The organism is Nitratireductor kimnyeongensis (assembly GCF_019891395.1).
Taxonomy (GTDB): Bacteria; Pseudomonadota; Alphaproteobacteria; order Rhizobiales; family Rhizobiaceae; genus Nitratireductor; species Nitratireductor kimnyeongensis.
Window position 1 is genome coordinate 2,996,214 of the sequence record NZ_CP078143.1, and the last position, 18,084, is coordinate 3,014,297.

Annotated in this window: 15 protein-coding genes; 9 read left to right on the forward strand and 6 right to left on the reverse strand. The window is 61.0% G+C overall.

What is annotated here, in order from left to right; genetic code table 11:
* The first annotated feature begins 90 nt into the window (after positions 1-90).
* On the forward strand, positions 91-1,224 hold the full coding sequence (locus KW403_RS14250) for a site-specific DNA-methyltransferase (RefSeq protein ID WP_223020120.1): 1,134 nt from the start codon (positions 91-93) through the stop codon (positions 1,222-1,224).
* A 114-nt stretch (positions 1,225-1,338) separates the two neighbouring features.
* Here KW403_RS14250 and KW403_RS14255 read toward each other — a convergent pair whose 3' ends face one another.
* Both KW403_RS14255 and mutY read right to left on the reverse strand, forming a co-directional pair.
* Positions 1,339-1,950, reverse strand: coding sequence for an HAD family hydrolase (locus KW403_RS14255; protein ID WP_223020121.1), 612 nt, complete (start codon positions 1,948-1,950; stop codon positions 1,339-1,341).
* A 6-nt stretch (positions 1,951-1,956) separates the two neighbouring features.
* Positions 1,957-3,075, reverse strand: a complete 1,119-nt coding sequence (mutY, locus tag KW403_RS14260) for an A/G-specific adenine glycosylase (RefSeq protein ID WP_223020122.1) — start codon at positions 3,073-3,075, stop codon at positions 1,957-1,959.
* Between the two features lie 50 nt (positions 3,076-3,125).
* Between mutY and KW403_RS14265 the strand changes: the two genes are divergently transcribed.
* From KW403_RS14265 to smc, 3 genes are all read left to right on the forward strand, one after another.
* Positions 3,126-3,623, forward strand: coding sequence for a DUF721 domain-containing protein (locus KW403_RS14265; protein WP_223020123.1), 498 nt, complete (start codon positions 3,126-3,128; stop codon positions 3,621-3,623).
* Positions 3,624-3,750: 127 nt separating this feature from the next.
* Positions 3,751-4,461, forward strand: coding sequence for a DsbA family protein (locus KW403_RS14270; RefSeq protein ID WP_223020124.1), 711 nt, complete (start codon positions 3,751-3,753; stop codon positions 4,459-4,461).
* 401 nt (positions 4,462-4,862) lie between these two features.
* On the forward strand, positions 4,863-8,321 hold the full coding sequence (gene smc, locus KW403_RS14275) for a chromosome segregation protein SMC (RefSeq protein ID WP_223020125.1): 3,459 nt from the start codon (positions 4,863-4,865) through the stop codon (positions 8,319-8,321).
* Between the two features lie 71 nt (positions 8,322-8,392).
* Here the strand turns inward: smc and KW403_RS14280 are convergent, their stop codons facing one another.
* Positions 8,393-8,737 carry a VOC family protein gene (locus tag KW403_RS14280; RefSeq protein WP_223020126.1) on the reverse strand — a complete coding sequence of 115 codons (345 nt, stop codon included), beginning with the start codon at positions 8,735-8,737 and terminating at the stop codon, positions 8,393-8,395.
* A gap of 124 nt (positions 8,738-8,861) precedes the next feature.
* Between KW403_RS14280 and KW403_RS14285 the strand changes: the two genes are divergently transcribed.
* Positions 8,862-9,323: a DUF1810 domain-containing protein gene (locus KW403_RS14285; protein WP_378596143.1), complete on the forward strand. Its 462-nt coding sequence runs from the start codon at positions 8,862-8,864 to the stop codon at positions 9,321-9,323.
* Here the strand turns inward: KW403_RS14285 and KW403_RS14290 are convergent.
* The gene (locus KW403_RS14290) at positions 9,289-10,311 is read right to left on the reverse strand and encodes an AraC family transcriptional regulator (protein ID WP_223020127.1); all 1,023 of its coding nucleotides are present in this window, start codon (positions 10,309-10,311) and stop codon (positions 9,289-9,291) included. The genes KW403_RS14285 and KW403_RS14290 overlap by 35 nt on opposite strands.
* 89 nt (positions 10,312-10,400) lie before the next feature.
* On the opposite strand from KW403_RS14290, the gene KW403_RS14295 reads away from it, so the two are divergent.
* On the forward strand, positions 10,401-11,600 hold the full coding sequence (locus KW403_RS14295; protein WP_223020128.1) for an MFS transporter: 1,200 nt from the start codon (positions 10,401-10,403) through the stop codon (positions 11,598-11,600).
* 238 nt (positions 11,601-11,838) lie between these two features.
* On the forward strand, positions 11,839-14,514 hold the full coding sequence (gene ppdK / locus KW403_RS14300) for a pyruvate, phosphate dikinase (protein WP_223020129.1): 2,676 nt from the start codon (positions 11,839-11,841) through the stop codon (positions 14,512-14,514).
* A 410-nt stretch (positions 14,515-14,924) separates the two neighbouring features.
* Here the strand turns inward: ppdK and KW403_RS14305 are convergent, their stop codons facing one another.
* Complete coding sequence (locus KW403_RS14305; protein ID WP_223020130.1) at positions 14,925-15,287, reverse strand: hypothetical protein; 363 nt, start codon at positions 15,285-15,287, stop codon at positions 14,925-14,927.
* A 301-nt stretch (positions 15,288-15,588) separates the two neighbouring features.
* Between KW403_RS14305 and KW403_RS14310 the strand changes: the two genes are divergently transcribed.
* Positions 15,589-16,371: a DUF1499 domain-containing protein gene (locus KW403_RS14310; protein WP_223020131.1), complete on the forward strand. Its 783-nt coding sequence runs from the start codon at positions 15,589-15,591 to the stop codon at positions 16,369-16,371.
* A gap of 12 nt (positions 16,372-16,383) precedes the next feature.
* Here the strand turns inward: KW403_RS14310 and KW403_RS14315 are convergent, their stop codons facing one another.
* Complete coding sequence (locus tag KW403_RS14315) at positions 16,384-17,289, reverse strand: MBL fold metallo-hydrolase (RefSeq protein ID WP_223022575.1); 906 nt, start codon at positions 17,287-17,289, stop codon at positions 16,384-16,386.
* Positions 17,290-17,416: 127 nt separating this feature from the next.
* Between KW403_RS14315 and KW403_RS14320 the strand changes: the two genes are divergently transcribed.
* Complete coding sequence (locus tag KW403_RS14320) at positions 17,417-18,022, forward strand: biotin transporter BioY (RefSeq protein WP_223020132.1); 606 nt, start codon at positions 17,417-17,419, stop codon at positions 18,020-18,022.
* Positions 18,023-18,084: the final 62 nt, after the last annotated feature.

Sequence of the window (18,084 nt, forward strand, 5' to 3'; positions counted from 1 at the left end):
TGAGCCGCAAATCCGCATCGCCCTTACGGAATATTTACCATCTTCCGTAACCATAACGGCAGGTAAACAGTCCGAGTTAGAGGTCAGTCCATGTCCGCCGTGCGTCGTATCGATGAGCTTGCACCCGAACCGAAAAAGGCCGAATGGCTCGATACGATCATCAAGGGGGACTGTGTCGCCGCACTTGACCGTCTGCCGGAAAAATCGGTCGATGTGATCTTTGCCGATCCACCCTACAATCTGCAACTTGGCGGGGACCTTCACCGTCCGGACCAATCACGGGTCGATGCGGTTGACGATGAGTGGGATCAGTTCGACAGTTTTGCCGCCTATGACGCCTTTACCCGCGCATGGATGCTGGCAGCGCGCCGCGTCCTGAAACCCAACGGTACGATCTGGGTGATCGGCTCCTATCACAATATTTTCCGGGTCGGCACGGTGATGCAGGATCTGGGCTACTGGCTGCTCAATGACATTGTCTGGCGCAAGACAAATCCGATGCCGAATTTCCGCGGGCGCCGGTTCCAGAACGCGCATGAGACGATGATCTGGGCCTCGCGCGACAAATCATCCAAGAGCTACACCTTCAACTATGAAGCGTTGAAGGCTTCCAATGACGATGTGCAGATGCGGTCCGACTGGCTTTTCCCGATCTGCACAGGCAAGGAACGCCTGAAGAACGAGGATGGCGGCAAGCTGCATCCCACGCAGAAGCCGGAAGCGCTTCTGGCGCGGGTGATGATGGCCTCGACCAAGCCGGGCGACGTGGTGCTGGATCCCTTCTTCGGTTCTGGCACGACCGGCGCTGTGGCCAAGCGGCTTGGCCGGCACTTCGTCGGCATCGAACGGCAGGATGACTATATCGAGGCTGCAAGCGCCCGCATCGCCGGAGTTGAGCCGCTGGAGGATATGGATCTCGCACAGATGCAGGCCAAGCGCGCTGCACCACGCGTTGCGTTCGGCAGTCTTCTTGACGCAGGTCTCATGCAGCCGGGCACGCAGTTGCACGATTCCAAGCGCCGTTGGAGCGCCAATGTGCGGGCTGACGGCACGATTGCCATCGGCAACGAGGCGGGTTCGATCCATCGTATCGGCGCGCGGGTTCAGGGGCTGGAGGCCTGCAATGGCTGGACCTTCTGGCACTTCGAGGAAGAGGGCAGCCTGAAGCCGATCGACAGCCTGCGCCAGATCATGCGTGACAACATGCAGGGCGTCGCTGCCTGAGCGCGACATGGAAACGGCTCCGGAACCCCATCCCGGAGCCGTGAAATGCGCCTTCAATCAAAGGAATAAAGCGCTTTCGTGAATCATTGCATGATGGCGCTGGAAGCGAGCTTCTCAGACGACGAAGCCGTAAGAGACAAGGTCCTTGCGCAGCTTCTCTGCGCCAGTGAAATGTACGGCCTTCCAGCCCGCTTCTTGTGCGCCGACCACGTTCTTTTCGCTGTCGTCGATGAACAGTGTCGCTGCCGGTTCCAGGTCGAAACTCTCGACATGGGTGTCGTAGATCGCGCGGTCCGGTTTGATCAGTCCGATCTCGCCTGAAACGGTGACGCCGCGCGGCCTGTTCAGGAAGGCAAAACGCCTGCGCGCCTCCACGAACGTGTCGGCAGCGAAATTGGTCAGCATTGTCACGTCATGGCCATCATCGATGAGCGTTTCGAGAATGGCGACCGAATCGTCATAGGCATGCGGCACCATCTCGTGCCAGTGGCGCCGGAAACCGCGAATATTCTCTTCTTCTTGCGGATGCTCGGCAATGAGCAGTGCTTCGGCGTCTTCCCATGTGCGTCCGCGATCCTGCTCTACGTTCCAGTCGCCGGTGCAGACATTTTCCAGAAACCAGCGTCGCTGCTCATCGTCGGGAATCAGGTGACGGTAGGGGATTTCCGGATCGTAGTGGATCAGCACCCGGCCGATGTCGAAGACGACGTGTCTAATGTCACTCATGCGGTTCTATCCTTTGCGGCTTTTCTTCGTGGCCCCGGGTATCGCAGCCTCGATGACCTTTTTCATGACAGTGGGCAGCGCTTCGCCTGGAAGCGCGTCGGGGGAAGACCACCAACCATCTCCGGGCGAAGCGGTCCTGGGAAACTCGGCTTTGAAAACAAAAAGTTCCAGCGCGAAATGTGTAAAGACGTGGTGGATCGAGCCGGATGGGCGCCATGCGGCCGGGAAGGGGGCGGCGGTCACGTCGCTCACGCCATCCTGCCGCGCCGTCCAATGGCTGCCGGGAACCTCCGCCATTCCACCCAGAAGGCCAGAAGCGGGCCGCTTTCGCAGGAGCACCGAACCATCGGAACGCATGGCGACAAACGCCGCACCGATCCGTGTGGGCTTTTCTTTTTTGGGAGCCTTGAGGGGGAAGCGCTCGGCGATGCCTTTACGCCGCGCTGCGCAGTCCTCGGTGATAGGGCAAAGCACGCAGGCCGGCTTGCGTGGTGTGCAGATGGTGGCGCCAAGATCCATCATGGCCTGGGCGAAATCGCCCGGTCGATGTTGCGGCATGGCTTTTGCGACCAGAGCGCGAATCTCTGGCTTGGCCTGCGGCAGTGGTGTTTCCATGGCGTAAAGGCGTGTGATGACGCGCTCGATATTGCCGTCGACCACGGCAGCTGGTCGGTTGAACGCGATGGCCGCGATGGCTGCGGCCGTGTAGTCGCCAATCCCGGGCAACGCCTTGAGGCCGGCTTCCGTATCGGGAAAGCGACCACTATATTCGCTGGCGACAGTCTCCGCGCATTTTTTCAGATTGCGTGCGCGTGAATAATAGCCGAGGCCGGCCCATGCCTTCATCACCTCATCGGAATGAGAGGCGGCGAGAGCCTCGACGGTCGGCCATGCATCGGTGAAGGCCTCGAAATAGCGCTTGACCGCGCCGACGGTGGTCTGCTGAAGCATGACCTCCGAGAGCCAGACGCGGTAGGGATCGGGCAGAACGCCGAGTTTGGTTTCGTCCGGCGGGGTGCGCCAGGGCAAGCTCCGATGATGGCGGTCATACCACGCAAGCAGCGGAGACGAAAAATCGGTCGAAGAAGCCTGTGCGTCGGTGACCGACGCTTCCCTGCGTGCCATACTGGAGCGGAACTCAATATGCGTTGCGGATCAATTCGAGACTTCATGTCATGACAGGGAAGAGGCAATCGGGCAATCCCGTCGCTGTCAGCGATCTTGCCACCGGCATTCTCGATCCGGTGATGCGCAAGCGCGCGGGGCTTTCCGTCGAGCTTGTCCAGTGCTGGGGCGACATCGTGGGCGAGCGGCTGGCGCTCAGCACACGACCCGAGAAGCTCGCATGGCCGCGTCGTCGCCACGAGGATGACCCGTTTGAACCGGCCACGCTGGTGATCGCCTGCGAGGGGGCGGCAGCGCTGCGCCTGCAGCACGAGACGGGCGAGGTGATAGCCCGTGTGAATGCCTTTCTCGGCTTCGCCGCGGTCGGACGGATCAAGATCCTGCAGAAACCCGTTGCGCAGCCGCAGGTCCGCCGAAGGCCATCCGCCCGTCCACTGACGGGATCGGAGAGCGCGCATATCGACGCACTCGTGGCTGGTGTGGATGACGAGGAACTGCGCCAGTCTCTGCAAAAGCTGGGGGCGAGTATCCTCGGCCGACGCAAATGAGCCACAATCACCAAAACGTGATGGGACGCTTGCTTCAGAAAAATGCGCCCTTGACCCAAATTCGCCCGAAACGCCCTCATTGTGGCGATATCGCAGGTAACACTTCAAGACGAACAGGTGAGATTTCATGTCCGAACTGATCCAGCGCCGCAAACTCCTTCTTTCCATGGCCGCCCTGCCGGCGCTCGGGCTGGGACTGGCCGCTTGCTCCGACAGCAATGTGCAGGCGGAAGCGGCGGCACCTGAAACCGATCCGATCACGACATCCGCGGTCGAGGCGCCGCCCTCCAGCGGAACGGTCGATATGGACAAGCTGCTGGAAGAAGGCGCGCTGGAGGACAAGGTTCTTGGCGATGCGAACGCACCGGTGACGATCGTCGAATATGCATCGATGACCTGCAGCCACTGCGCCACATTCCACACGCGCACCTACCCGGAACTGAAGAAGAAATACGTCGAAACAGGCAAGGTGCGCTTCATCCTCCGCGAGTTCCCGTTCGATCCGCGTGCGGAAGCGGGCTTCATGCTGGCGCGTTGCTCTGACGACAAATATTTCGCGATGGTCGACGTGCTCTTCAAACAGCAGAACAACTGGGCTCCTGTGCAGGATGCGCAATCGGCATTGTTGAAGATTTCAAAGCTGGCCGGCTTCACGCAGGAAAGTTTCGAAGCCTGTCTGACGGATCAGGAGCTTCTCACCAAGGTTCGCGCCGTTCGGACCCGTGGCGCCAGCGATTTCGGGGTCGATGCGACACCGACCTTCTTTATCAACGGCAAGAAGTATTCCGGCGCGATGTCGATCGAGGAGATCTCGGCCGTCATTGACGGGATGCTCTGATATAAGCCTGAAAGCAACCAAGATCACCGACACCACCGTCTTTGCCGGTGGTGTCGTGCGTTTTGCGGTCCGTTCAGGCCCTCGAATGCGCTCGCGGCTCAAGGAAGCAGGCCGGGCGCAAACGGTCTATCCTGTTGAAAACCGCCATATATGTGGGTTTCTGGCCAGAGAACATTGAAGCTTGCTTGACGGGCCGCAGCCTTCCGGATGAAGTCAGGGAAGTGCGCAATTGGGGATTGGGGCGTCCGGAGAACGAGGCTGTTCCCAAATTCTTCATCAATGGGAGGAAGCACTCGGGAGCCATGTCGATTGACTAGGTGTCGGCGATCATCGACGGCATGCCTGAGCGGGCAACACGAGTGCCCGCCGCTTTCGTGCGTTCTGGTCAGGGCGAGGCCAGCATGAAATTCACCAAGCTGCGTCTTCTGGGGTTCAAATCCTTTGTCGAGCCGAGCGAGTTCGTCATCGAGAACGGGCTGACGGGGGTTGTCGGTCCGAATGGTTGCGGGAAATCCAATCTCGTGGAGGCGTTGCGTTGGGTGATGGGCGAAAGCTCATACAAGAACATGCGCGCTTCCGGCATGGACGACGTGATCTTTTCCGGTTCGGGAACACGCCCTGCGCGGAACACGGCCGAGGTGACGCTTTTTCTCGACAACGCCGATCGCACGGCGCCGGCCACTTTCAACGATGCGGATGAATTGCAGGTCTCGCGCCGGATCGAGCGTGAGGCGGGCTCCGTATACCGGATCAACGGCAAGGAGGCGCGCGCCCGCGACGTGCAGCTTCTTTTTGCCGATCAGTCGACTGGTGCGCGCTCGCCCTCCATGGTGGGGCAGGGGCGCATTGGTGAGCTGATCCAGGCAAAGCCTCAGGCGCGCCGTGCGCTCCTGGAAGAGGCAGCCGGCATTTCCGGGCTCCATTCCCGCCGTCACGAGGCGGAGCTTCGGTTGCGCGCTGCCGAACAGAATCTCGAGCGGCTCGATGATGTGGTGAGTGAACTCGACAGCCAGATTGAAAGCCTCAAGCGTCAGGCGCGCCAGGCCTCGCGTTTCAAGAAGCTTTCCGCTGAAGTGCGCAAGGCCGAGGCGATCCTGCTGCATCTGCGCTGGTCGTCCGCCAAGGCGCAGGAAGCCGAGGCCCAAAGCGCGTTGTCGCAAGCGACGTCCATGGTGGGTGAAAACGCCAGCGGCCAGATGGAAGCGGCAAAGGCGCAGGCAGTCGGTGCGCACAAGCTTCCCGCATTGCGCGATGCCGAAGCGGCGGCCGCTGCTGCACTGCAAAGGCTGACCATCGCCCGTACACAGGTCGAGGACGAAGCCAAGCGCGTTGAAGCGCGCATGCAGGAACTGACGAAGCGCATCGACCAGTTAAACGCCGATGTGGCACGCGAAGAGCAGATGGTGCGCGACAATGCCGACGCACTGGCGCGCCTGGCGGAAGAGGAAGAGGCGCTCAAAGAAGCCGAAGATGGTGCCGAAGGTCGTGAAGCCGAGCTTCAGAATACCTTTGAGGAGGTTTCTTCAGGCCTTTCGTCCGCCGAAGACCTGCTCTCGCGGCTGACGGCGGAGAAGGCAGAGGCTTCTGCCATGCGCCAACAGGCCGAGCGCGCAATCCGCGAACAGGCCGAGCGCCGTGACCGGCTGGCGCGGCAGATCACCAACATGGATGCCGAACTTGCAGAAATCTCCAGCCGAATAGCCGGACTGCCGGACCCTGCCGAAAACCGCATGCTTGTCGAGGAAGCGGCTGAGCGCCTTGAACTGGCAGAAGTGGCGGTTGGCGAAAGCGAGGAGCGCGTTGCGGCAGCCCGCGAGGCGGAGCAAGTTGCCCGTACACCCCTACAGGAAGCTCGGGCCGAACTTGGCCGGGTGGAAACGGAAGCGCAGACCCTGCGGAAGATTTTGAATGCCGGTGGGTCGGATCTGTTCCCGGCGGTTCTGGAACAATTGCGCGTTGAGCGCGGGTTCGAGACGGCGTTGGGTGCCGCATTGGGCGAAGACCTGGATGTGCCACTCGACAGTGCGGCGCCCGTCTATTGGGGGCCTTCGGAGATTGCAGCGGATGATCCGGCCCTTCCCGATGGCGTGATGACGCTGGCCTCTGTGGTGAAAGCGCCCGCACAGCTTGCGCGGCGGTTGGCACAGATCGGTGTGGTGGATGCCGATGATGGACCGCGGCTGCAGAAAATGCTGAAGCCCGGTCAACGGTTGGTCGCGCGGGACGGCGCTTTGTGGCGTTGGGATGGATATCGCGCCAGCGCCGATGCACCGACGGCGGCGGCACAGCGACTGGCGCAAAAGAATCGCCTCACCGAACTCGATGGCGAAGTGGTTGAGGCAACGGCGCTGCTTCGTGCTGCCGAGACCGCGCTGGCTGATGCCGAACAGGGCGTGAAGAGCACGGTGGAAGGCGAGCGCCGCGCGCGCGAAGAGGCGCGTGAAGCGCAGGCCGCGCTCGGCAGGGCGCGCGAGGCACTGGCTAGCGCCGAAAAGGCGGCTGGCGAGCTCTCAAGCCGGCGCATGAGCCTTGATGAGGCACGCAGCCGGGTGGTCGAAGACCATGAAGAGGCTGTGGCCGCGACGATGGCGGCGGAAGAAGCTCTTGAAGGTGCACCGGACCTCACCGAACTCCAGGCACAGCTTGAGCGCCAGTCTGCCGAGGTTTCTGCCAAGCGTGCGGCGGTCGCCGAGGCACGCGCGGCCTATGAAGGACTGCGTCGCGAGGCCGAAGCTCGCCGACGGCGTCTGGAGGCGATCGCTGCGGAGCGGCGAAGCTGGCAGTCGCGTGCGGAGAATGCGGACCGCCACACCGCAGCCCTTCTCCAGCGGCGCGCCGACACGGAAGCCGAACTTGAAGAGCTGGCTGAAGCGCCGGAAGAAATCGAAGCGCGCGGCCGTTCTCTGCTATCGGAGATCGCAAAGGCGGAAGCCGTGCGCAGGCAAGCCGCCGACACACTGCAGGAAGCTGAAAACCGACAGGCGGAGCTGGACAAGCGTGCAACCGAGAGCATCCAGGCGCTTTCTTCCGCGCGCGAAGCCAGAGCCCGTGCCGAAGAACGTGTGACGGCCGCCGAGGAGCGGCGCAAAGAGGCCGAGGCCCGCATTCAGGAAGTGTTGAGCGTTCCCCCTCACAAGGTCCTGGCGATGGCCGAATTGGAACCCGACGAGGCAATGCCGGAGATCGCGGAAGTGGAACGCCGGCTGGAACGGCTGAAGATGGAACGGGAACGGCTCGGCGCGGTCAATCTGCGCGCCGAGGAAGAGCAGACGGAGCTGACGGAACGCCACGGCACCATTGTCGCGGAGCGGGAAGACGTGATCGAGGCGATCCGCAAACTGCGCCACGCAATTCAGAACCTGAACAGGGAAGGCCGCGAGCGCCTGCTGGCCGCCTTCGATGTAGTCAACGAACAGTTCCAGCGGCTGTTCACGCATCTCTTCGGCGGCGGTACGGCAGAGTTGCAATTGATCGAGTCCGACGATCCGCTCGAGGCCGGACTTGAGATCCTCGCCCGCCCTCCGGGCAAGCGTCCTCAGACCATGACGCTCCTGTCAGGTGGAGAGCAGGCTCTCACCGCCATGGCGCTGATCTTCGCCGTTTTCCTGACCAATCCAGCTCCCATCTGCGTACTGGACGAGGTGGACGCTCCGCTCGACGATCACAATGTGGAGCGCTTCTGCAATCTCATGGACGAGATGGCCGCTTCAACAGACACGCGCTTTGTGGTCATAACGCACAATCCGATCACCATGGCTCGCATGAACCGGCTCTTCGGCGTGACCATGGCCGAGCAGGGCGTCAGCCAGCTCGTTTCCGTCGATCTCGAAACTGCCGAGCGCCTGCGCGAGGCAGGCTAGCATCTCTGTGCGCACGGCGGTTTCATGCCGGCAGTGCCTGCTCTCCCCCAGCCGCTCAATAATCGTCGTGGTCATGTCTCGCTCCAGACCGCCAATTCATTGCCCGCCGGGTCCATGAAATGAAAGCGACGGCCGCCAGGAAATGAAAAGATCGGTTTCACGACCTTGCCGCCCGCGTCCTCGACCGATTTGAGAGTGGCCTCGAGGTCTTCGGAAAACAGCACGGGAAGCGGTTTGTCGTTGCCCTGCGGATCGCCGTCGAAACCGCCATCCAAACCTTCGTTGAAAGCCGAGTAGCCGGGCCCATAATCGGTAAACGACCACGAAAAGGCATTGGCATAAAAAGCCTTCACGCTGTCAATGCTGCCGCCGCCGGCGGGCATTTCGATATAGTCCAGTTTTCCGGTCTTGCGCATGGCGTCCTCCAATGTTCTTATTTTGTTCTATATGACGTCTGCACTGTTGGCAAGGTTACAGCGCCCGTCTTAGCTTGGAAAAAGGTTATAGTGGTCGTGCGACAAAGCGTGCGGCAGGGCTGAGATGGTGAGGGATCCGTTTAATCTGCAGCGTTTCACCGAGGCGCAGGAGGGTGTGTTCGAGACCGCACTCCGTGAATTGCGCTCTGGCCGCAAGCAAACCCACTGGATGTGGTTTGTGTTTCCACAGCTGCGTGGTCTTGGACGGTCGCGGAACGCGACCTATTACGGAATTTCCTCCTTGGAGGAAGCCCGCGCTTATCTCAAGCATCCGGTTTTGGGGCCGCGCCTGCAGGAGGCGACAACCGTGGTGTTGAAGGCATCTGGTCAGTCTTTGGCAGCCATCCTCGGACGTCCGGACGATCAAAAATTCCGTTCGTGCATGACACTCTTCGCGTTGGTCTCGCGGAAGGGGGAAGACCTTTTTTCCTCGGCTCTCGCCCGGTGGTGCGGCGGGACGATGGACGATGCCACTCTTCGCCTCGCGGGCCTTACGGTGCGGGAGCAGGAGGCTGATCGCCAGTAGGAGCGGATTGCGTTCGGGGGCGGGCGACGCGCATGGCGCCAGGCGGCTTTCCTATGATGCGCTTGAAGGCGCGGCTGAATGCGGCCTGGGAGCCATAACCCAACCGCTGAGCGGCCGTCTCTATGGGCATGCCTTCACGGCTGATCCACTGCGCGGCAAGCCGCATTCTGAGCTCTGTCAGATACCGGACCGGTGTCATGCCCGTGATGGCCTGAAACCGGTCTGCGAAGACGGACCGGGAACTGCCCATCTCGGCGGCCAGTTCAGCCACCGTCCAGTCGCGGCCGGGATCGCGGTGAAGAGCTGCAATGACACGCCCCAGACGCGGATCGCGCAAGGCTGCCACCCAACCACTGGTCCCGCCGCAGCCGCACTCCACCCAGGCGCGCACGATAAAGGCAGAAACCACATCGGCGAGCCGGGCAAGGATGCCTGCAAAGCCGGCGCGGTCTTCTTTCGCTTCGCGCTCCATGGCATCAAGAATCGGAAGGATTTCCGGGTAGCGCTTTAGCAATGTGTTGACGCGCATGACGTCCGGCATCAGGGCGACAAGCGGATGCATGCTTCCCAGATCGAACTCCATGCAGCCCGAGAAGATGAGGACATTGGAGGACGGGTCTCGCTCATTCGATCGGGTCACGATCTCACTGACGTCCCTGCAAAGCGCCTTCGGCTGAAACTCCGTGATGCACTGACACTTCAGCTCTGTATCAGAGACGAGAGAATGCTCGCCACCGCGCGGCAGGAGAACCGCATCGCCTGTATCCAGAGCATGAATAGCCTCACCGGGGCCGCGCAGATGCACCGGACCCCGGCCCACGAAATGAAATTGAGCGCGCCCCTCGATGGCGGGAAACCGAAGGCCGAAAGGGGGAGAGACCTGGGTGCGATTGTATTCGAGCCCGTAAAGCCGCATCCCCATCAATAGATCACTGACCAGATCGGGATTGGTGCGCGTCGATGAATTTTCGGCGTTTCGATCAAGCATTTCGGATTTTCTGGCATGGTACGTCTGGAAAGTCCAGTCTATTTCTTTTGCACTGCACAACAGTTTTTGCATTGTGAAAGGAATGACAGATGGACGATGTCCCGCAGTGGACCGGCGCCCAGGCAAGTCGGTCGCCAGCCTGGGGAGCGGTGATTTCCATGGCGCTTGGCGTGTTCGGACTGGTGACGGCTGAGTTTCTGCCCGCAAGCCTTTTGACGCCCATGGCCCAGGAACTGGAAGTTTCGGAAGGGATGGCCGGCCAGGCGGTGACAGCCACGGCCGTGGTGGCGCTGATAACGAGCCTGCTGGTTTCGGCTGCAACGCGTAACATTGATCGGCGGCATCTCTTGCTCGGCTTCACCGTGTCGCTGATGGCTTCGAACCTCATGGTGGCTTTTGCACCCAACATCACGGTGTTGCTCGTAGGGCGCATTCTCCTCGGTATCGGTCTGGGTGGTTTCTGGACCATGTCGACGGCGGTCGCCATGCGGCTGGTGCCGGATCCTTTGGTGCCGAGGGCGCTGTCGATGATCGTCAGCGGCGTGGCCGCCGCCACCATCATTGCCGCGCCTGTCGGCAGCTATGTGGGAGACATGTTCGGTTGGCGCAGTGTCTTTCTGCTGGGGACCGGGCTGGGCGTCATCACCTTCGTGGTCCAGTTTGCGACGCTGCCGGCCATAGCTCCCAATTCGACAACCCGGCTTCGCACGCTGCTCGATGTTTTGGTGCGGCCGGGCGTTGGAGTGGGCCTCTTGTCGGCGATGCTGGTCTTTTCCGGCCACTTCGCGTTCTTCACCTACCTCAGGCCGCATCTCGAAAACATCACGGAGGCAGGTATCACGGCGGTTTCCGGAATGCTGTTGGGCTTTGGTCTTGCCAATTTTCTGGGCTCGTTGTTCGGCGGTTTTCTAGTCGAGCGGAGTTTGCGCCGTACGTTGATGATCGTTCCGCTGGTGTTGAGCATTCTAGGCTTTGGGCTGATTTCGGTCGGATCCATGCCTGCGGCGAATGCAATGATAATTGCGTTCTGGGGGCTTGCTTTCGGCGCTGTTCCGGTTGGCTGGTCCACATGGTTGGCGCGCACCGTGCCCGATCAGGCCGAAAGTGCCGGCGGTCTGCTGGTGGCTGCCATCCAGCTTGCGATCGCCCTTGGAGCAGCCAGCGGCGGGTTGATTTTCGACGCCAGCGGCGCATACGGCGTGTTCAGTGCTGCAAGCATTGTTCTGTTTCTGGCGGCGGTCATGATCTTTGTCGGCGTTCGCCCCCGGACTGCTATAGCCACCGCCTGATCTCCCATCAGCACGGCCCAGACGAGGCGACGGGCAATCGTCGCCTCGCATCGTGCGAAAGGCCCTGCCGCTCCGCCCTGATATTGCTGGCTGAAAAAATATTGTCTTCAATCGATAAAGCGGCGGATGGCGCGGAAGCCGGCCTTGCCTTGGCGCGCGCTGCCGCTTATCGCTGCGTCCCGTGGCCGGTGCAAAAAGGGTTCCAGCGCCGGCAAACCGACCGGAAGGGGAATGCAGCATGACCAAGTGGGTCTATGTGTTTGGCGATGGGCGTGCCGAAGGCAGCGCGGGCGACAAGAATCTGCTCGGCGGCAAAGGTGCAAATCTTGCGGAGATGTGCAGCCTGGGGCTGCCGGTGCCGCCTGGCTTTACGATCACCACCGAACTTTGCTCCCACTACTATGCGAATGGCCGCACCTATCCGGACGATCTGAAAACACAGGTTGAGGCTGCTCTCGAAGAAGTAGGGCGTGTGGCTGGCCGCCGATTTGGCGATGCTGACCAGCCGCTTCTGGTTTCGGTTCGTTCAGGCGCCCGAGCTTCCATGCCCGGCATGATGGACACGGTGCTCAATCTGGGCCTCAACGATGCAACGGTTGAGGCGATTGCCGCGGAGGCGGGCGACGCGCGCTTTGCCTATGACAGCTATCGCCGGTTCATCCAGATGTACTGCAACGTGGTTCTCGGGCTCGACCATGATGTCTTCGAGGAGATACTCGAAGAGGAAAAGGCGCGGTTTGGCTATGAGGTCGACACGGAATTTTCCGCCGAGGACTGGCAGAGCATCATCGTGCTCTACAAGCGGCGCATCGAAACCGAGCTGGGCGCGCCGTTTCCGCAGGACCCGCACGAGCAACTCTGGGGCGCGGTGGGTGCGGTGTTCTCCTCCTGGATGAACCCGCGTGCGGTGACCTATCGCCGGCTGCACGACATTCCCGAAAGCTGGGGCACGGCAGTGAACGTGCAAGCCATGGTGTTTGGCAATCGGGGTGAGGATTCAGCGACCGGCGTGGCCTTCACGCGCGACCCGTCCACCGGTGAAAAGGCGCTCTATGGCGAATTCCTCGTCAATGCACAAGGCGAGGACGTGGTGGCAGGCATCCGCACGCCCCAAAATATCACCGAGGCGGCCAGGCTCGCTGCCGGCTCTGACAAGCCTTCGCTTGAAAAGCTCATGCCGGAGGCGTTCGCAAGTTTCATCCAGATCGCCGATACGCTGGAGCGGCACTATCGCGACATGCAGGACCTGGAATTCACCATCGAGCGTGGCAAATTATGGATGCTGCAGACCCGTTCGGGAAAACGCACGGCGAGTGCTGCTCTCAAGGTGGCGGTCGACATGGCGAATGAGGGCCTGATCACGAGGGAAGAGGCGGTGAGCCGTATTGACGCGGCATCGCTCGACCAGCTTTTGCATCCCACCATCGACCCTTCCGCCCCGCGCGACATCATCGGCATGGGGCTGCCGGCCTCCCCGGGAGCTGCCACCGGCGAGATCGTGTTCTCTTCGGAGGCTGCCGAGGAAGCGAAGGCCGAAGGCCGCAGGGTGATCCTCGTGCGGGTGGAAACGAGCCCGGAAGACATTCACGGCATGCATGCCGCGGAAGGCATTCTGACCACGCGTGGCGGCATGACGAGCCACGCGGCGGTGGTCGCGCGCGGTATGGGAAAGCCCTGTGTCTCAGGCGCCGGCTCCCTGCGCGTGGACCACAAGAAAGGTGTGCTCCTGGCCATGGGGCAGATGCTGAAGGCTGGCGATGTCATCACCATTGACGGATCGACAGGGCAGGTTCTGAAAGGCTCCGTGCCCATGCTGCAGCCGGAACTTTCGGGCGATTTCTCCACTATCATGGGTTGGGCGGACGAGGCGCGGCGCATGCGGGTGCGCGCCAATGCCGAAACGCCGGCGGATGCCCGCACTGCGCGATCGTTCGGCGCTGAAGGCATCGGCCTTTGCCGCACCGAGCACATGTTCTTTGAAGATGGCCGCATTCTTGCGATGCGCGAGATGATCGTCGCGGATACCGAAAGCGCGCGGCGCGCGGCACTTGCCAAGCTTCTGCCCATGCAGCGTTCAGATTTTGCTGAAATCTTCGAGGTCATGGCGGGGCTGCCCGTTACCATCCGACTGCTTGATCCACCGCTTCATGAGTTTCTGCCCAAGACCGAGGAAGAAATCGCCGAGGTGGCGGAGGCAATGGGTGTTTCGGCAGACAAGCTGCGCCAGCGCACCGAAGCACTGCACGAATTCAACCCTATGCTCGGCCATCGCGGCTGCCGGCTTGCAATCTCCTATCCGGAGATTGCGGAGATGCAGGCGCGCGCCATCTTCGAGGCAGCCGCAGATGCAGCCGAAAAGGCCGGCAAGCCTGTGGTGCCGGAGATCATGGTGCCGCTCGTGGGTATCTCCGCGGAGCTCACCTTCGTGAAGGACCGCGTCGACGCGGTCGCCAAAACGGTTATGGAGGAGCGGGGCGTCACGTTTGACTATCTCGTGGGGACGATGATCGAATTGCCACGTGCTGCTCTCAGAGCGGATGAAATCGCCGCCGGCGCGGAGTTCTTTTCCTTCGGGACCAACGATCTCACCCAGACCACGTTCGGCATTTCCCGGGATGACGCTGCCTCATTCCTGGAGACCTATCGTGCGCGCGGCATCATCGAGCAGGATCCGTTCGTTTCTCTTGACGTGGACGGTGTGGGCGAACTGGTTCGGATTGCCTCCGCCAAGGGGCGGCAGGCTCGCTCTGAAATCAAGCTTGGCATCTGTGGAGAACACGGGGGCGATCCCGCTTCGATCCGCTTCTGCGAGAGCGTAGGGCTCGATTACGTATCGTGCTCACCCTTCCGCGTTCCAATTGCGAGACTGGCTGCAGCTCAGGCTGCGATCAGCGAAGCCAGGACCAGCGCCTAGCGTTCTTCGATATCAGCGAGTTCGGCGTGAAATGCGCCGTGCTCACTGACATCCAGAGCTTCGTAGGAGGTAGACGCGCCGGCACCATACCGCCGTCAGGCTCGCCTGCGCAGGTCAGTCGCCAATCGGTGGCGTCGAGCTTATAGGGGCAGTGGGTTTTGGCCGGGTTTGCATGAGGCGCGCAAAATTGATGCCCATGAAAGGGATGCAAAGCACGTCCGAGCACATGCTTTCGCACAGAATTTTCGCGTTCTTCCTCACTGCGATCTCACTGCTATGCCGGGTCCATCTGTCAGAACGGTGACGGATTTCGATGGTCAATCAAGACGACCGTTCCATGTGGAGGGAAGGCTGTCGATTTCCGCACACTCCTCGCCAAGGAGCGACGTCTTGCTACGCGATGTGCTGCACTACTGCGCACCATTCAGACTTGTCATGAGACCAGCATAGGCGTTGACAATCCGGGCTACCGGCAGGTCGCTCCGCTCGATGTCCTCAACCTCGAGCGAGCCGCCGCCCGACCGTTGCACGACAAGAGCATAGGCGGGCTCGTCGTGCTCCTCCACAACGACAGCGGCCACCCAGTCGCAATCGTTCATTCCGTCGAGCCGCATATGAAAAAGCAAGCGTCCGTTTGTCTGCCCCAGCGCCTGTCGGACGGCACCTTCGAAACCGAGATCGACGAAATCCTGATGCTTTAGAGCGAGCTCCAGCTCAACCAGTTCCAGCGAGCTTGACGTTGTTTTATCGTGTTCTGGAAGCACTGTTTGCATGGCGGAACCTCACAACCTTCACCCACGCACTCCCTCCGCCCGTTTCATTCTGCTGGTCAGCATGGCCGGAATGTGGCGCGTTATCCTCACAGAACCAAACGCTTTCGCGGGCAGAACGTTGCATGGGATCTCACATGTCATGGGGTCGAATATGGGGTCGAAGATGGGGTTGAATCAGTTTCGCAGCCAAACGGCGCAAGAGATTGCAACTTCAAGGAATATACACCAACCACATTTCCCGTTGGCGCGCATTGCGTTAAGAGGGCCTATCGTCCGCTGCAAGACAGGCATGGTCCATCACATGAACGCAATTCTGGTACCGCAACGAGCACCGGCCGCTCCGTGGAGTCTCAGGTTTGCAGTGTTTGCGGCAGTGTTGCTTGCCGTGTCGGGAGCCGGACACCGGTTCGGTCTGGTGGAGACGGTTCCCTTCTTCTGGCTGCTCGGGATCAGCGGCATGCTTGCCTTTGCCGGTCTGGCGCTTGGTGTGATCGCGCTGGTGCAGATATGGGAGCACGGTTCGTCGGGTGCCTCGGTCGCCAGTGCCGGCATATTGATTGCCGCCATAGCGCTCGCCCCCTATGGGGTTTCGGCGCTCCGTCTTGTGGGGCATCCGCGATTGATCGACATCTCCACCGACCTCGATCATCCTCCAGAAATGCCATTCGCGGTGGCTGCGCGGAGGGGAGGCATGAATGCGGTTGCGACGAGCATTTCCCAAGAGGATCGCGCGCTGCAGGAAGCAGCATACCCTGAAGTTGCCGGGCGTCGTTATGAACACACGGCCGACAAGGTTCTTGAGGTGGTGCGTTCCATGATGCAGGACAGAGGATGGCAGCCCCGTGGGCCGCAAGGCCAGCAACTGGCTGGCGGCAGCAGCTCCCTGGAAGGCTTGGCTCATTCGTTCTTCCTGGGATTTCCGGCAGACGTTGCAATTCGCATCGAAGACGATCAGACGGCTACCTTTGTGGATATGCGCTCCACATCGCGCTACGCACGTCATGATCTGGGGGACAATGCTGCTCGCATCCAGCGGTTTCTCAACGAGCTCGACGAAAGAATGGCATTGCTGGCCGCAATTTAGCCAGAGGCGGCATCAGCCAGGCAGGTAGACAGCTTCGATGGATGGCTCCGATTGCGTCTTCACCGCGCCACGCGCAACAAGATCTTCCAGATGAGCGAGCACCGAAAGCGCCGCTGCCCCATGCAATCTGGGATCCGTGTCCCGATATATGGAACCGACCATCTCGTGGATTGTCCGGTCTCCGCGCGTAACGCGATCCAGAATTGCACGCTCGCGCATTTTGCGGTGGGCCTTCAATCCACGCATGAAGCGCTGCGGGTTTTTCACCCTGCCACCATGACCGGGAAAGAACACAGTGTCATCCCGCGCCAGCAGTCGGTCAAGCGAGGCCATGTAGTCCGACATGGCTCCATCGGGCGGTGCGACGATGGAAGTCGCCCAGGCCATGACGTGATCCGCGGAAAAGAGAATACCGGTGCCTTCAAGCGCAAACGCGGCATGGTTGGCCGCATGGCCGGGTGTATGAATGGCCCGAATGGCCCAGCCGTCGCCCTCGACAAGTTCGTCGTCGGCGAGCGCGTGGTCCGGTGCAAAGTCCGTATCCGCACTTGCATCCAGCGGATTGGTCTCACCGATCCTCAGTGGCCGGGCAGCGCGGTGCGGGCCCTCTGCACAGACGAGCGCTCCGGTTTCGCGCGCCAGGCTTGCGGCGAGTGGCGAGTGGTCGCGATGTGTATGGCTGACGAAGATATGGCTGACCGGCCTTCCATCGATAGCCTTGAGAAGTGACTTCAAATGGGCTTCGTCCTCGGGTCCCGGGTCGATAACGGCGAGGGTGGATTTCCCGACGATGTAGCTGTTTGTGCCGTGGAAGGTAAAGGCACTCGGATTGTTGACCGTAACACGCAACACATCCGCCGCCACATGGATCGCCTCGCCATAGGCGGGGTCGAAACGCGTTTCAAATTCGAGAGCCATTGGCAGGTTGCCCGGAAACAGTGAGGACTGCACGGCACGAAGCCGCATTCAGGTTGCCGCATATCATGGAAGCTTCTATAGGAGAAGGAACGCGCAATATTTCGCAAAGAGCCTGAATGGAGGAGCCATGTCGCTCGCTATCGCCTCAAAATCCCTCGTTTCGCGGTCACTTCCGCACAATGCCACGCAGCGGCTGATCACGCAGCTGTTCCTCGCCATCGGCGGGACGCTGATTCTCGCCCTCTCGGCAAAGACCCGTGTCGTGCTTGGGCCGGTCGATCTTTCCCTTCAGACACTCGCTGTTCTCGTCATTGGCGCGACGTTCGGCATGCGCCTCGGTGTGGCGACGCTTCTCCTCTACATGGCTGAAGGCGCCATGGGACTTCCCGTGTTTCAGGGAACGCCAGAAAAGGGAATCGGCTTTGCCTACATGATGGGGCCAACCGGCGGCTATCTGCTCGGGTTTGTGGCAATGGCGGCAATTGCCGGCTGGGCCGCCGACCGGGGTTGGGACCACAACCCGCTGAAGCTTGGCGGTGCAATGCTGGTGGCTGAATTCGCTATGATGACCCTTGGATTTGCCTGGCTTGCCGGGTTTATCGGCGCGGAAAATGCCTGGCAGTTCGGCGTCGCGCCGTTCATCCTGCCCGACTTGATCAAGGTGGCCCTTGCCGCCTGTTTCATGCCGGCAGCGTGGGCCTTGCTGCGCGGTCTGGGAGGCTCAGGGCGCTAAGCCTTCGAGACCTTGTAGACAAAGAAACCTGTTTGTGTCGGGCCGGATGGTGATGTCTGGCC

What these genes read in the sequence shown, in the direction of transcription:
- KW403_RS14250 (WP_223020120.1), top strand. Translation starts at nt 91, where the DNA reads ATGTCCGCCGTGCGTCGTATCGATGAGCTTGCACCCGAACCGAAAAAG.
- KW403_RS14255 (WP_223020121.1), bottom strand. Translation starts at nt 1,950, where the DNA reads ATGAGTGACATTAGACACGTCGTCTTCGACATCGGCCGGGTGCTGATC.
- mutY (WP_223020122.1), bottom strand. Translation starts at nt 3,075, where the DNA reads ATGGCACGCAGGGAAGCGTCGGTCACCGACGCACAGGCTTCTTCGACC.
- KW403_RS14265 (WP_223020123.1), top strand. Translation starts at nt 3,126, where the DNA reads ATGACAGGGAAGAGGCAATCGGGCAATCCCGTCGCTGTCAGCGATCTT.
- KW403_RS14270 (WP_223020124.1), top strand. Translation starts at nt 3,751, where the DNA reads ATGTCCGAACTGATCCAGCGCCGCAAACTCCTTCTTTCCATGGCCGCC.
- smc (WP_223020125.1), top strand. Translation starts at nt 4,863, where the DNA reads ATGAAATTCACCAAGCTGCGTCTTCTGGGGTTCAAATCCTTTGTCGAG.
- KW403_RS14280 (WP_223020126.1), bottom strand. Translation starts at nt 8,737, where the DNA reads ATGCGCAAGACCGGAAAACTGGACTATATCGAAATGCCCGCCGGCGGC.
- KW403_RS14285 (WP_378596143.1), top strand. Translation starts at nt 8,862, where the DNA reads ATGGTGAGGGATCCGTTTAATCTGCAGCGTTTCACCGAGGCGCAGGAG.
- KW403_RS14290 (WP_223020127.1), bottom strand. Translation starts at nt 10,311, where the DNA reads ATGCTTGATCGAAACGCCGAAAATTCATCGACGCGCACCAATCCCGAT.
- KW403_RS14295 (WP_223020128.1), top strand. Translation starts at nt 10,401, where the DNA reads ATGGACGATGTCCCGCAGTGGACCGGCGCCCAGGCAAGTCGGTCGCCA.
- ppdK (WP_223020129.1), top strand. Translation starts at nt 11,839, where the DNA reads ATGACCAAGTGGGTCTATGTGTTTGGCGATGGGCGTGCCGAAGGCAGC.
- KW403_RS14305 (WP_223020130.1), bottom strand. Translation starts at nt 15,287, where the DNA reads ATGCAAACAGTGCTTCCAGAACACGATAAAACAACGTCAAGCTCGCTG.
- KW403_RS14310 (WP_223020131.1), top strand. Translation starts at nt 15,589, where the DNA reads ATGAACGCAATTCTGGTACCGCAACGAGCACCGGCCGCTCCGTGGAGT.
- KW403_RS14315 (WP_223022575.1), bottom strand. Translation starts at nt 17,289, where the DNA reads ATGGCTCTCGAATTTGAAACGCGTTTCGACCCCGCCTATGGCGAGGCG.
- KW403_RS14320 (WP_223020132.1), top strand. Translation starts at nt 17,417, where the DNA reads ATGTCGCTCGCTATCGCCTCAAAATCCCTCGTTTCGCGGTCACTTCCG.